16 protein-coding genes are annotated in these 12,794 nt (G+C 61.4%); 13 read left to right on the plus strand and 3 right to left on the minus strand.

Going from position 1 to position 12,794, the window contains the following annotated elements:
* The first annotated feature begins 293 nt into the window (after window positions 1–293).
* The 6 genes from CHU95_RS08145 to CHU95_RS08170 all read left to right on the plus strand — a co-directional run bounded on the left by CHU95_RS08145 (window position 294) and on the right by CHU95_RS08170 (window position 5,401).
* Window positions 294–1,205 (plus strand): pyruvate, water dikinase regulatory protein, encoded by a 912-nt coding sequence (locus CHU95_RS08145; protein ID WP_094455559.1) that lies wholly within the window; start codon window positions 294–296, stop codon window positions 1,203–1,205.
* On the plus strand, window positions 1,205–1,819 hold the full coding sequence (locus tag CHU95_RS08150; RefSeq protein WP_094455561.1) for a Maf family protein: 615 nt from the start codon (window positions 1,205–1,207) through the stop codon (window positions 1,817–1,819). Before CHU95_RS08145 ends, CHU95_RS08150 begins: the two co-directional genes overlap by 1 nt.
* A gap of 16 nt (window positions 1,820–1,835) precedes the next feature.
* Window positions 1,836–2,681, plus strand: a complete 846-nt coding sequence (locus tag CHU95_RS08155) for a shikimate dehydrogenase (protein WP_094455563.1) — start codon at window positions 1,836–1,838, stop codon at window positions 2,679–2,681.
* On the plus strand, window positions 2,678–3,301 hold the full coding sequence (coaE, locus tag CHU95_RS08160) for a dephospho-CoA kinase (protein ID WP_094455565.1): 624 nt from the start codon (window positions 2,678–2,680) through the stop codon (window positions 3,299–3,301). The genes CHU95_RS08155 and coaE overlap by 4 nt, the downstream gene beginning before the upstream one ends.
* A 5-nt stretch (window positions 3,302–3,306) precedes the next feature.
* On the plus strand, window positions 3,307–3,993 hold the full coding sequence (gene dnaQ, locus CHU95_RS08165; RefSeq protein ID WP_094455567.1) for a DNA polymerase III subunit epsilon: 687 nt from the start codon (window positions 3,307–3,309) through the stop codon (window positions 3,991–3,993).
* 484 nt (window positions 3,994–4,477) lie between these two features.
* Window positions 4,478–5,401: a 5'-methylthioadenosine/S-adenosylhomocysteine nucleosidase gene (locus CHU95_RS08170; RefSeq protein WP_094455907.1), complete on the plus strand. Its 924-nt coding sequence runs from the start codon at window positions 4,478–4,480 to the stop codon at window positions 5,399–5,401.
* A 118-nt stretch (window positions 5,402–5,519) separates the two neighbouring features.
* Here the strand turns inward: CHU95_RS08170 and CHU95_RS08175 are convergent, their stop codons facing one another.
* Window positions 5,520–5,831, minus strand: a complete 312-nt coding sequence (locus CHU95_RS08175) for a 4a-hydroxytetrahydrobiopterin dehydratase (RefSeq protein WP_094455568.1) — start codon at window positions 5,829–5,831, stop codon at window positions 5,520–5,522.
* A 116-nt stretch (window positions 5,832–5,947) separates the two neighbouring features.
* Between CHU95_RS08175 and CHU95_RS08180 the strand changes: the two genes are divergently transcribed.
* Together CHU95_RS08180 and CHU95_RS08185 are read left to right on the plus strand one after the other, a co-directional pair.
* The gene (locus CHU95_RS08180; RefSeq protein WP_094455570.1) at window positions 5,948–6,355 is read left to right on the plus strand and encodes a metallopeptidase family protein; all 408 of its coding nucleotides are present in this window, start codon (window positions 5,948–5,950) and stop codon (window positions 6,353–6,355) included.
* Between the two features lie 216 nt (window positions 6,356–6,571).
* Window positions 6,572–6,937, plus strand: a complete 366-nt coding sequence (locus CHU95_RS08185; protein ID WP_207762423.1) for a ribbon-helix-helix domain-containing protein — start codon at window positions 6,572–6,574, stop codon at window positions 6,935–6,937.
* Between the two features lie 38 nt (window positions 6,938–6,975).
* Here CHU95_RS08185 and CHU95_RS08190 read toward each other — a convergent pair whose 3' ends face one another.
* Window positions 6,976–7,476, minus strand: a complete 501-nt coding sequence (locus tag CHU95_RS08190) for a PaaI family thioesterase (protein WP_094455574.1) — start codon at window positions 7,474–7,476, stop codon at window positions 6,976–6,978.
* Between the two features lie 162 nt (window positions 7,477–7,638).
* Here CHU95_RS08190 and CHU95_RS08195 point away from each other — a divergent pair, with 162 nt between their 5' ends.
* Together CHU95_RS08195 and CHU95_RS08200 are read left to right on the plus strand one after the other, a co-directional pair.
* Window positions 7,639–9,123 carry a pentapeptide repeat-containing protein gene (locus tag CHU95_RS08195; RefSeq protein ID WP_094455576.1) on the plus strand — a complete coding sequence of 495 codons (1,485 nt, stop codon included), beginning with the start codon at window positions 7,639–7,641 and terminating at the stop codon, window positions 9,121–9,123.
* Window positions 9,124–9,133: 10 nt separating this feature from the next.
* Window positions 9,134–9,874 (plus strand): DUF599 domain-containing protein, encoded by a 741-nt coding sequence (locus CHU95_RS08200; protein WP_094455578.1) that lies wholly within the window; start codon window positions 9,134–9,136, stop codon window positions 9,872–9,874.
* A gap of 5 nt (window positions 9,875–9,879) precedes the next feature.
* Here CHU95_RS08200 and CHU95_RS08205 read toward each other — a convergent pair whose 3' ends face one another.
* A complete protein-coding gene (locus CHU95_RS08205; RefSeq protein ID WP_094455580.1) occupies window positions 9,880–11,130 on the minus strand; it encodes an Hsp70 family protein in 1,251 nt (416 codons plus the stop codon).
* A gap of 431 nt (window positions 11,131–11,561) precedes the next feature.
* On the opposite strand from CHU95_RS08205, the gene CHU95_RS08210 reads away from it, so the two are divergent.
* The 3 genes from CHU95_RS08210 (at window position 11,562) to CHU95_RS08220 (ending at window position 12,752) form a co-directional block, all read left to right on the plus strand.
* Window positions 11,562–11,936 carry a helix-turn-helix domain-containing protein gene (locus CHU95_RS08210; RefSeq protein ID WP_094455582.1) on the plus strand — a complete coding sequence of 125 codons (375 nt, stop codon included), beginning with the start codon at window positions 11,562–11,564 and terminating at the stop codon, window positions 11,934–11,936.
* A 107-nt stretch (window positions 11,937–12,043) separates the two neighbouring features.
* Complete coding sequence (locus tag CHU95_RS08215) at window positions 12,044–12,502, plus strand: Fur family transcriptional regulator (protein WP_094455584.1); 459 nt, start codon at window positions 12,044–12,046, stop codon at window positions 12,500–12,502.
* 4 nt (window positions 12,503–12,506) lie between these two features.
* Window positions 12,507–12,752 carry a hypothetical protein gene (locus CHU95_RS08220; RefSeq protein WP_094455586.1) on the plus strand — a complete coding sequence of 82 codons (246 nt, stop codon included), beginning with the start codon at window positions 12,507–12,509 and terminating at the stop codon, window positions 12,750–12,752.
* Window positions 12,753–12,794: the final 42 nt, after the last annotated feature.

Genomic DNA, 12,794 nt, shown 5'->3' on the forward strand with positions numbered 1-12,794 from the left:
TCCACAAACAGGGTCGATCCCAGGCTTGTGGACAAAAACTGTGGAAAACTTTCTGGATACCGATGCAAGAGCCGCGTGAATGCTGGGTTTACTGGGATCATTGCGATATGGGGACAATCCGGCTGTGCTGCCGGAGTCGTCCTTGATTCTCAGGTAAACTCCCAGATTTAATCCCAGCCCGCGCAACAGGGCCGATAAAGTCGGGCTTGCCAGGGATAGAAAAGCCCGGCTACGCATTTGAGGCGCGTTCACACACATCCGTCCCCGATATATCCCCAGGAGCGGTTCACAGGATGCATCCCGGCGAACACCATGGCAGCCATATCAAGGCGCCCACTGCACCCCGGAATTTCCACCTGCATCTTGTCTCCGATGCGACGGGGGAGACGATCAATTCTGTCGCCCGCGCCTGTGTCAGCCAGTTTGATCAGGTGCATCCGATTGAGCATTTCTGGAACCTGGTCCGCACCGAGCGCCAGTTGGACATGGTGTTGGAAGGTATCCGGGAAAATCCCGGTCTGGTGATGTTCACCCTGGTGAATGAGAAACTACGTCACAAATTGCAGGATACATGTCGGGAAATCGGCATTCCCAGCATTTCAGTGCTGGACCCGCTGATCAACGCGCTGGGCAATTATCTGGGCCTGCAGAGCCAGTCGAAACCGGGGCGCCAGCATGCCCTGACCGCCGAATATTTCGGACGCATCGATGCCATGGATTTTGCCCTCAACCATGACGATGGGCAAAGCGCCTGGGCTCTGCATGATGCCGATGTTATTCTGGTCGGTGTCAGCCGAACATCGAAGACCCCGACCTGTATCTATCTGGCCAACCGCGGCATCAAGGCGGCCAATATCCCCTATGTGCCCAATTGTCCGCTGCCGCCGGAACTGGATCAACTGACCCGACCCTTGATCGTCGGGCTGACCAAGGACCCGGAACGACTGGTCCAGATCCGTCGCAACCGGCTGAAACTCCTTAACCAGGGTGACGACACGTCCTACACCGACCCCGAACGGGTAAGAGAGGAGTTGTTGGAAGCGCGGCGCCTGTTCACCCGTAAGGGCTGGGCAGTCATTGATGTGTCACGCCGATCAATTGAAGAGACGGCGGCTGAAGTGATGATGCTGCTGGCCCGTCGCCGTCCACAGGTGATCGCCGCTGCCGCCGCTGCCACTGGCGATGTATCCAAGGGGAAGGATTGATGTCTGTCTTCCTGACTTCTGAACCGATCATTCTGGCCTCTGCCAGCCCGTCACGCCGCCGCATGCTGGAAGCAGCGGGTGTGGAAGTACATGCCGAGGCAGCACGGGTGGATGAGGAAGAGATCAAATTGTCGGGCAAAGCCGCAGGCATGAAACCACCAGAAGTGGCCGAAGCCCTGGCTGACCTGAAAGCATCGAAGCTGGCCCGCAAATATACCGGTCCCTACATCGTGGGCGGTGATCAGATGCTGGAATGTGACGGGCACTGGTTCGACAAACCGGTGGACCGTGCCGATGCCGCCAACCATCTGCGCCGGCTATCGGGCCGCACCCACACGCTATATTCTGCGGTGGTGGTCTTCCACAATGGTGCGCGGGTCTGGCACCATATCGATCATGCCACCCTGACCATGCGGTCCTTGTCGGATGATTTCATCGACCGCTATCTGGATGCTGCTGGGGATGCCGTGCTTTCCTGCGCCGGGTCCTATCAGGTTGAAGGGCTGGGGGCGCAACTGTTCAACAAGGTGAAGGGCGATCACTTCACCATCCAGGGCCTGCCCCTGCTGCCGCTGCTGGATTTCCTGCGCGTGCGCAAGGTTCTACCGGCTTGAAAGGGAGCCTGACTGAATGCTGACGGGTAAGGGGCTGGTCGCAGGTGTCATGGGGTGGCCCATCAGCCATTCACGCAGCCCGCTGCTGCACGGGTTCTGGCTGCGCCAGTATGGCATTGATGGGGCCTATGTGCCGCTGGCCGTGCCGCCGGACCGCGCCGAACAGGCGATCCGGGCGCTGCCGGCCATGGGGTTTCGCGGCTGCAACGTCACCATCCCGCATAAGGAAGTGGCATTTCGTATCGTCGACCGGCTGGACAGCAGTGCCCGGCGTATCGGGGCCGTCAACACCATCATTGTGGCAGCCGATGGAACCTTGGAGGGTCGGAATACCGATGGCTTCGGATTTTGGGAAAACCTGATCGGCAGCGCGTCTGCCACCTGGTCGGTCTCCCGCGGGCCTTCTGTGGTCTTGGGCGCCGGGGGTGCGGCGCGGGCGGTGGTGGTGGCGCTGCTGGATGCTGGCGCGCCGGAAATCCGCCTGTTGAACCGCACACAGGCCCGCGCCGCTGAAATTGCTGCCGATCTCGGGGACGCCCGTATCAAGGTTGGTGCCTGGGATGGACGCGACGCGGCACTGGACGGGGCCGTCCTGCTGGTCAATGCCACCAGCCAGGGCATGACGGGTTATCCACCGCTGGAGATCAACCTGTCCGCCTTGCCCCTGGATGCCATTGTCACGGACATTGTCTATGTCCCCCTGGTCACACCGTTGCTGCAGGCGGCGGCGGCACGGGGCAATCCCATCGTGGATGGATTGGGCATGCTGTTGCATCAGGCGCGACCGGGTTTTCATGCCTGGTTTGGTACCGACCCGCAGGTCACCGATGACCTGCGCCGCTTCGTACTGGACCCGCGATGATCATCCTGGGCCTGACCGGCTCCATCGGTATGGGCAAATCCACAGCCGCCGCGATGCTGCGCCGGTTGGGATGTCCGGTACATGATGCCGATGCCACCGTTCACCGGCTTTATGCCAAGGGTGGCAAGGCAGTTGCGCTTGTACAGGCCTTGTTCCCCGATGTTGTTCAAAACGGGGCCGTGGATCGTTCGGCTCTGGCGGCCTGTGTTCTGGGCAAACCCGACGCCCTGAAGCGGCTGGAAGCCGTGGTGCATCCGCTGACCCGCGCCGATGCCGATGCCTTCTTGAAACGCTGTGCCCGGCGGCGGGTGCCGGTGGTGGTGATGGATATCCCGCTGCTGTTTGAAACAAAGGGCGAGCGTCGGGTGGATGCTGTCGCCGTGGTATCGGCTCCGCCCTGGCTTCAGCGCCAGCGGGTCCTGGCCCGCCCCGGCATGACCCCAGACAAGCTGGCCAATATCCTGGCCCGGCAGGTGCCTGACCGGGTGAAGCGGCGTCGGGCCGATTTTGTCGTGCCCACGGGCCTGGGCCGCTACTTGACCCTGTCGCTGCTGCGCCGCATCGTATTGGCCCTGAAGAACCGGCGGGGCCATGTCTGGTCGCCCGCACGAAAGGCCTGAACCCCATGCGTGAGATTGTCCTCGATACCGAAACCACGGGCATTGACCCGCTGAATGGCGATCGGGTCGTCGAAATTGGTTGCGTGGAACTGTTCAACCATGTGGCCACAGGCAAACATTACCACACCTATCTTAATCCTGAACGCGACATGCCAGCCGAAGCAGAGGCGGTGCATGGCCTGTCGGCCGCCTTCCTGTCCGATAAACCGCTGTTCCCCGCCATTGTCGGTGATTTCCTGGCATTCATCGCGGACGCCCCCTTGGTCATTCACAATGCGTCTTTCGATGTCGGTTTCCTGAATATGGAACTGGTGCGGATCGGCATGGGCAAATTGTCCAATCCAGTCGTCGATACCGTAAAGATCGCCCGTAAACGGTTCCCTGGCGCGCCGGCCAGCCTGGACGCTCTGTGCCGCCGCTTCGACATCGACAATTCCAACCGCACCCTGCATGGTGCCCTTCTGGACAGCCAGTTGCTGGCAGAAGTGTATCTGGAACTGATGGGCGGGCGGCAGCCGGATCTGGTTCTGGCGGGAAGCCCAGCACAAAACCGGGCGGCCCTGGATGCGGGGGTGATCCGCAGCGACCGTACCTTCCGGCCCGCCCGCCCGCATGCCCCGGCCCCGGACGAACTGGCGGCCCATGAAACCTTTGTCAAAGGTCTCAAGAACGCTGCCTGGCTGGCCTCCTGACTGCCGGTTACAGCCTGTGTTTCATATGAAACAACGATAGGATTGCGCCCAGGCCGACGATCAACGGGGCCGGACAGCACGCTTTACGCCGGTTTCCTGCAAAGGATTGCCGCTCTGTCCATTCCGCAGGTGGACAAAGACAAACTCGTGGCAAAAGCCGCGACCATTCTGACCAGCATAGCGAAGACCGGGGCTGCGATCTCTCCGCTTGGTCCAACACCCGTTTCGCCCGGTGCAGAAGATTCTGGATCTGCGCAACCTCAAGAAACAGGCATTGGACACAATGTTCGACCTGCGGGCCTTTCTTGTTCTGATGCGTGGTTCGACGCTGTCCCGCTGGGGTTGGGGGGCGAGCAGGTTGAGGCTTGGATCAAGTTAACCTCGGCCTGGTACAGCAGCAGGAGAGGGGAACCCCTGCCTATTGACGGGTCTATGATCTGTCATCACCATGCTTGTACTGCACCGCAACATGGATGGCGCCTGCATGAACCGGCTGATCCCCGCCCTGCTGACCCTGCTGCTGTTCCTGGCGCCCGCGCGGGCGGCCTTGCTGGACACAACCCCGCGTATTGCCGTCATGTCGGCCTTTGCGCCCGAACTGGTTACCCTGCTGGCGGCGACGAAGGACAAGCAGGTGATCAGCGTTCACGGTATTGATTTCACACTGGGCACCCTCTCGGGCCGCCCCGTGGTGTTGGTCCTGTCGGGTGTCAGCATGGTGAATGCCGCCATGACCACGCAGATGCTGCTGGATCGGTTTAAGGTCGATGCCTTGCTGTTCAGTGGCATCGCCGGCGGCCTTGATCCCAACCTGCATATCGGCGATGTGGCTGTTCCCCGGCGGTGGGGCCAGTATCTGGAAAGCCATTTTGTGCGGGAAGGGGCCGATGGCAGCCTGAAGCCGGTGCCCTGGGCCAGCCTGCCATACCCAGCCTATGGCGTGATCCAGCCGTCCAATGCTTATGTCCGGGTGCCGGACAAGGCCGAACCCGTGCGCAAATTCTGGTTCGAGGTTGACGCCAGCCTTCTGGCACTGGCTGAAAAGGCAGTGGCCGGGGTGAAACTGGATAAATGCGCTGCCAACAAGACCTGTCTTGAGACAAGTCCCAAGATTGTCTTGGGGGGTGACGGGGTATCCGGGCCGGCCTTTATGGATAATGCCGGCTGGCGTACCTATCTGAATGGCACCATCGGGGCCCGGGTGGTGGACATGGAAAGTGCCGCCGTGGCCCTGGTCGCTGAACAGAACGCGGTGCCATACATTGTATTCCGGTCTGTCTCCGACCTGGCCGGGGCCGATCCGGATGAAAACCGCATCCCCACCTTTATGGCACTGGCCTCCAGCAATGCTGCCAAATTGGTAACGGCGATGCTGTCTGTCATGCCATCAACTCCTCATACCCGATAAAGGGATTGGTTCTGGCGGCGACGGTTTGCCCGGTGCCCGCTCGCTGGTCGCCAAACGCCATGGATGGGGACGCTTGCGCCTGGGGCCACTGATCGGCAGCGATCACTGGGCAGGCTGATCAATTTGCCGCCTTCTCCATGAATGTCGCCATTTCGATGTCCAGACGGCTCAGGCCGCCGACATCATGGGTGTTCAAGGTCACCTCGACCCGGTTATAGACATTGAACCATTCAGGATGATGGTCGATCCTGTCGGCCAGAAGGGCCACCCGGGTCATGAAGCCGAAGGCCTCGTTGAAATCCTTGAACCGAAAGGTCTTGACGATGGCGGCGCCATCATCGCGCAAGGTCCAGCCGGGCAGGGTGGCCAGGGCTTCATGAATGGCGTCGATGGCCAGTTTGGGCGGCCGACCGGTTTGGGCTTGCGTCATCTGTGCCTCCTGATCAGGATTTGTTGGCCTGTAGGTGGCCCCGTGACGGTCATGGCGTCAAGCCGCCAATGCCGTCCGGTGCCTTTGCTCCGATCGATAACCCATATCGGTGCCCCATGACCTCGCTTCGTCGTTTCACCACCGCCCCAACCCTGGAAGAGATGGAAAGCATCGCTGCCCGCGCGGCGGACACCATCCCCGAGGCTTTGCGCCGCCACGTGCGCAATGTCCTGATCCGGGTGGAGGATTTTCCCGATGAGGAGACGGAACGGGAAATGGGCCTGGAAAGCCCGTTTGACCTTCTGGGTCTCTATCGCGGCGTGGGTATGCCCTGGCAGAGTGTGACGCAGCCGCATCTGGAACCGGACCTGATCTTCCTCTACCGCCGGCCCATCCTCGATTACTGGTGCGAGACGGGGGAAGAACTCGACCACTTGGTTCGCCATGTGCTGATCCACGAAATCGGCCACCATTTCGGCTTCAGCGATGCTGATATGGAAGCACTGGAAGCCGAGTTGGACTGAACAATCTGTCGCCAAACGCCTGCCCGCCCGTCCTGTCCGCAGCGTCCAAAGAGGGGCCGACAGTTCTTTACGCTCGCCCGGAGCCAGTGAGCGCCGGCAACACATAACCTGTAATTTATTTCAATTGATCAAGTCATATGACCTAGCATATAGGTTTATGTGTCCGCATATTGATTTATGCGGACACTACCCGACGAACAAAGAGGGGAGGCCGCCGTGCCGCCGCGTTCAAAGCGTTTCACCAGCGAAGATCTGCCCGATGGCAGCAGCACCCTGGTCATCCGCAATGTCGTTGTCCTGGGCAAGCGTACCAGCCTACGCATGGAACCGGAAATGTGGGATGCGTTGGCGGATGTTGCGGCACGTGAAGGACATAATGTCCACGATATTTGTACCCAGATTGTGGAACGTAAGCCGCCAGCGGCGTCTCTGACGGCGGCCATCCGGGTGTTTCTGGTGAATTATTACCGACTTGCTGCCACGGATGAGGGCCATGCCAGGGCCGGACATGGGCAGACCGGGATGGATATCATCGCCGCCGCCTTGAACTATGCCGCCGCTGCCGGCAGCCCCGCCGAATGACGACCAGAAGATGAAACCAGCATAAGGGTAGGGCCCCTCTACTGGCCAGCCTGTACAAAACAGGTGCAGGTACCGTGGGCGTAGAGTTTACCGTCATCGCGTCCGACAACCCGCCCTTCAGCCAGCATCAGGGTACGGCCAGCATTGATCACTTTACCTTCGACACGAACGACACCGGCATGGCGCAAAATAGGCCGCAGGAAGCTGACTTTCAGGTCAACCGTGCCATAGCCGGCCCCTGCGGGTAGCAGCGTATGCACGGCGCAACCCATCGCACTGTCCAGAAGGGTGGCGGCAAACCCGCCATGGACCGTACCCAGAGGGTTCAGCACATGGTCACCTGGCTCTCCCTCGAAGGTGACGGATCCGTGATCAACGGCATCCGGCAGCAGGGTCATGCCAAGCGTCGCGGCGATGCTGGGTGCCGGCAGGTCACCGCGCGCGATCATCCGGATAATCTCAATCCCCGGTAATTGGGCCAGCAGGCCTGGATCCAGCGGTGTGGCATCCCAATCGTAACTGCGTGTGCGTCGTGTCATTCTAGCCCGCCATAAAAGAACGAACGGTCGTATTATACGCGACGAGCCGGTGGGGTCAACCATTCGTGCAACACATCGCTTCACCGGATTGTAGAGGCTTATCCTCTAGCGTAGGGTGCAAGGGCACTCACCACTGATGCCGGCTTTCAGGGCCAACGACCCATGACCACAACGACCACGCCCGCCCGTGACGTGGAATTCCTGCGCAAGGAATTCCAGATGCACCGTCTATGGCTTGACGGCAAGGGCGGCCGCCGCGCCGAACTGGCTTTTCAGGACCTGTCGGGTCTCACGCTAAAGGGTGCGCGGCTGGCGGAGGCCAAGCTGGCCGGTGCCAACCTGTCGGGCTGCAATCTGGAAGGGGCTGATCTGGCCCGCGCCGATCTGTTCGGTGCCGACCTGGAAGGGGCAGAACTGACGGGCGCCAACCTGATGGGCGCCGATCTGCGTGGTGCCAACCTGCATCGCGCCACACTGAATGATGTCATCCTGCGTGGGGCCGATTTCCGCTCCGGTACCCTATCGGACAGCAGCGGGGCCACCAAGCGCGACGGGGCGGCGGTATTGACCGAAGCGCGGCTGGAACGCGCGATCCTCTGTTCGGCCAAACTGACCGGATGTGATCTCACAGGTGCTGATCTGATGGACGCGGACCTGGCCGGGGCGGACCTGTCGAAATGTGTCATGCTGGGTGTGGACCTGACCGGCGCCAACCTGATGGGCGCACAACTGGCCGGGACCATGGTCGATAGCGAGATGTTGTCGCGGGGTAAACACCTGCCCGATGGTGTCACCACCATGATTGCGTCGCCCACCCGCCGGCGCATCCCCAGCGCGGAATTGTCGGCCCTGATCAATGGCCATGAACAATGGATCGAGACCGGTGGCGCCAAGGGGGCGCGTCTGGATCTGGACATGGCGGAACTGGACCCGCTGGTGCTGCATGGCCGCAACCTGGCCGGTGCCCGCCTACGTCGCTGCCGGCTGGTTTCGGCTGACTGGGCCGACAACCGGCTGGAAATGGCCGATCTGTCCTACAGCGATCTGTCGCAGTCGGTTCTGGATGGCTCGGTCCTGGCGGGGGCCACCCTGCGTCGGGCAAATCTGTCGGGCGCGCATCTGGCCGGGGTCGATCTAACAGCCCAGGCCCTTTCGGGTGGCCGCACCTGGCCGGCAAACCTGGATGGCGCCAACCTGCGCGGTGCCGATCTGACCAATGCCGTCCTGTCCGGGGCCATTCTGCGCAAAGCTGATCTGGCCGGTGCCATTGTTACGGGCGTGAATATGCGCGGCGCCGATCTGGCGGGTGCCACCCGCGCCGGTGATGGCGATGCCAAGCAGCGCCGCCGCCTGCGTCGCTTTGTCCAGCCGCCCTTGGCGGTTGGCAGTCGCAAAGGTACGGCCCGCACCCGCAATTGGTCGTTTGGCGGACTGGCGCTGGATGCCGATACCACCCTTTATCAGGAAGGCGAATTGCTGACCTTGCTGGTGGCAGCACCGGGCGCCGGCGAGCCTGTTCCCGTACAGGCGCGGGTCATGGCGCTGGACGTTGCCACCCGTTCCGTGTCAGTGAAATTCGAGCCGCTGACGCCCGAATTGAAGACCTATCTGAACGGGCTGGTGGCGCCGCGTTACCGCCTGGGCTGAAGGTGTTCCCATGCCACCGCTATTTACGTCTCTGACGCTGCTGGATGGGGTGGCGTTTATCTGGTTCATCCTGCTCTGGTGGGGGTATGGCTGGCTGACCGACCGCCGTCAGGGGGCACCGACCAGCCTGAACCAGCATATGCTGCGTATCCGTATCCGTTGGATGACCAACATGCTGTACCGGGACAACCGGGTGATGGACAGCATGCTGATGGGCCATCTGATCCATAGTGTTTCTTTCTTTGCCTCCACAACCGTGCTGGTACTGGCTGGCCTGTTGGGTGTGCTGGCCTCGTCTGACAGTGCCTATAAGGTGGTGATGGAGCTGGGTTTCACCCAACCCACCGACAAGGCGGTCTTCGAGGCAAAGTTGCTGCTGCTGCTGGCAATTTTTATCTACAGTTTTTTCTCGTTCACCTGGGCGGTGCGGCAATTCAACTATACCATCGCCCTGATCGGCGGTGCGCCCCTTGATCCGGGGGACGAAGCGCTGACGACAGCGAAGGCAGCGGCCAAGATGATGACCCTGGCCATAACCAGCTTTAACCGTGGCCTGCGCGGCTATTACTATGCCTTTGCCAGCCTTGGATGGATGATCCATCCCTATGCTTTCATTGCCCTGGTGGCGCTGGTGACCTACGTCCTTTGGCGTCGCCAGTTCCGCTCCGCCGCCTTTGATGCGGTGGCCCGCTATTCCGCGCATGGCATGGGTGAGCGGCCCATGGGTGGGAAAAGCCAGAGCGGTATGTGAGGGGGTTAGCTGTAACGCCGTCCCGCCTCAATGGTCAGGCCCAGGCCGACAGCCCCGAACTTGTCACCTTCCACGATCCGCGCATCCGGCAGGGCGCCGGTGATGGCACCGCGTACCGCAGGCAGCAGGGTGGAACCGCCGGTCAGGAAGATGGCGTCAACCTGATCACCGCGCAAGCCCGCTTGACGCAGGCAATCGGTCGTCATGGCCGCCAGTTTCTCCACCGGATCACCCACCGCCGCCGCCAGCCGTCCGCGTGTAGACGGGGCATTCAGGCCCTTTTCGACCAGCGACAGGTCAATATCGAAACTGCTGGACCCCGACAGCGCGATCTTGGCCTCTTCCACCTTCATGGCCAGCGCGTGGCCCAGATGTTCCTCTAACACCGTGGCCAGCCGGCGGATCAATTGCGGGTGCTTCGCCTCCTTCACCAGCCGTTCAACATCGGCCAGAACGGCGGGACTGTAGAGGAAGTTGATCTTGGCCCAAGTGGCCAGATCCACATACAGGTGGTTGGGCGTCAGCAGGCCCTGGCGCAGAAGGGGGGAGCGGTAGCCCAGATGCGGCATCACCGCCTCCAGGCTCAACAGCCGGTCGAAATCCGTACCCCCGATGCGCACGCCATCATTGGCCAGGATGTCCTGGGCCCGCTCTGCCCTCCGCGCCCGGTCCGGTCCAATCCGCACAATGGAAAAGTCCGATGTGCCGCCGCCAATATCGGCGATGAGCGCGATCTGCTCTGCATTGATCTGCGCCTCATAGGCGAGCGCTGCTGCGATCGGCTCATACTGAAAGCTGACATGCCTGAAGCCACTGGCCCGCGCAATGTCGGCCAGCGCATTTTCTGCCCGCTGGTCAGCGGCATCGTCGCCATCCACAAAATGAACCGGCCGGCCATGCACAACATGGGTCAGTTCCCGGCCAGACCGGCGCTCGCCCTCTTCCTTGATATGGCGGATGACCAGACCGATAACCTCACGAAAGCCGATACGGCGGCGGCCCAGCAGCGTTTCCTCATCAATCAGGCTGGTGCCCAGCACCGATTTGATCGACCGCATCAGGCGCCCGTCACCCCCCGCTACATAGGCATTGATGGCGGCACGGCCAAAAGCCGGGCGATGGGTCTCAAAATCGAAAAAGATGGCGCTGGGCAGCGTCTCATGGTCGCCCTCCAGAGCCAGCATGCGGCTACCCGCCTCGTCCGCCACGCCCAGCGTGGAATTGGAGGTGCCGAAATCCAGCCCGCACGCCACCATGATCCTGAACCCTTCAAGCCGGCAAAAGGGGCGAGGTTGTAAGGGGCAGGGCCGGTCGCGTCAAGCACCTATCGACTCGGGATAAGGAATGGCCCAAAAAAGGAAGCAGGCGCCCCGGGGTGCTTTCCCGACCCGCCCATTCCCAGGCCCGGCCGATCAGGAGGGTGACGGGGATGACACGCCGCTGCCAGATCGGTAACCGGAACATCAGAAGAATGGGCATATTGCGCATGTCCATGCCTCCGAATGGCGGATCGCTTGATTGCGGTCCGCCATTTCATTTCCGGGAAGGGTCGGGACGCCGGCAAGCATAAAAGTGTGGGTGCCGGCGGCTTTTCTCCCGTCACCCGGGCAGGAAAGCCAGTACTTTGCGCTCAACCCTTCGACCTTTATGCTGCTGCTCCCTGATCCCGTCATTCCGCCCGGTGCCCATGACCCCGTTTGGTAGCCGTGTCCGTCAACTTCGCACTGAGAAGGGCGTCAGCCTGAAACAGATGGCGGATGAGCTTGAAATCTCTTCCGCCTATCTGTCGGCCCTGGAACATGGGCATAAGGGTTTGCCCTCGCCCATGTTGCTACGGCAGATCTGCACTTATTTCGGCCTGATCTGGGACGCGGCGGAGGAGTTGGAGCGTGTCGCCGCCTTGTCCGATCCCCGTGTCACGGTTGACACTGCGGGCCTGTCCCCCGACCATACGCTGGTGGCTAATCTGCTGGCCCGCGACATCGCCCGGCTGAGTCCGGGACAGCTCTCCGGCTTGTTGTGTGTCTTGGGGGCGCAAAGCACGGTCTTGACCGGGACCTGAGGCAGATTTATCGAATAGAAACGCCCAACCCCCCTCGCCATGGCACGCGGGATGGTCCATATGTGGACGGATGATTTGCCATGAGAACCGGATCGGAGACGACGGACATGCCATCCCGCCTCGAACAGCTTTGCGTCCAGAAGGGCCTGAAGATGACCGAACAGCGCCGCGTGATCAGCCGCGTGCTGTCGGACAGCCAAGATCACCCGGATGTGGAGCAGGTTTATCGGCGGGCTGTCGAAATTGATCCCCATATCTCCATCGCCACCGTCTATCGCACCATGCGCCTGTTCGAGGAAGCCAACGTCATCGAACGGCTGGATTTCGGCGACGGCCGTGCCCGCTATGAAGAAGCGCGCGAGGAGCATCACCATCACCTGATCGATGTGCAGACCGGTGACGTGGTGGAGTTCTCCAGCGAGGAACTGGAGAAGATTAAGGAAAAGATCGCCGACGAGTTGGGCTATCGCCTGATCGGCCACCGTCTTGAACTCTATGGTGTGCGTAAGGACCGTCCGATTATCGAACGGACCTATGTGCCGGGTGGCCACGGTTCCAAGGTTTGATGTAATGGGCCGGGACATTCCCAAGGAATATCTGGGCCAGCCCTGCGCCGACCACCCGGTGGCAGGCAGCGGTGATTGCTGCCGCTCTGCTGTCACCCGCGCCTATCGCGATCTGCGGTCGCGCGGGGTGCCCGATGCTTATTGCCTAGATGCCGCCCTGGCCGTGTATCAGTGGCACCACCCGGAGGCAGAGGGCGACACTGCCGCCGCCATCGTCGGGTCCTGGGTGACCACTGGCACATTGCACTGAACCAAGGTGGCCACCGGTCTTGACCGGCGCGGATCGCCGATC

Source organism: Niveispirillum lacus, from assembly GCF_002251795.1.
Classification (GTDB): domain Bacteria; phylum Pseudomonadota; class Alphaproteobacteria; order Azospirillales; family Azospirillaceae; genus Niveispirillum; species Niveispirillum lacus.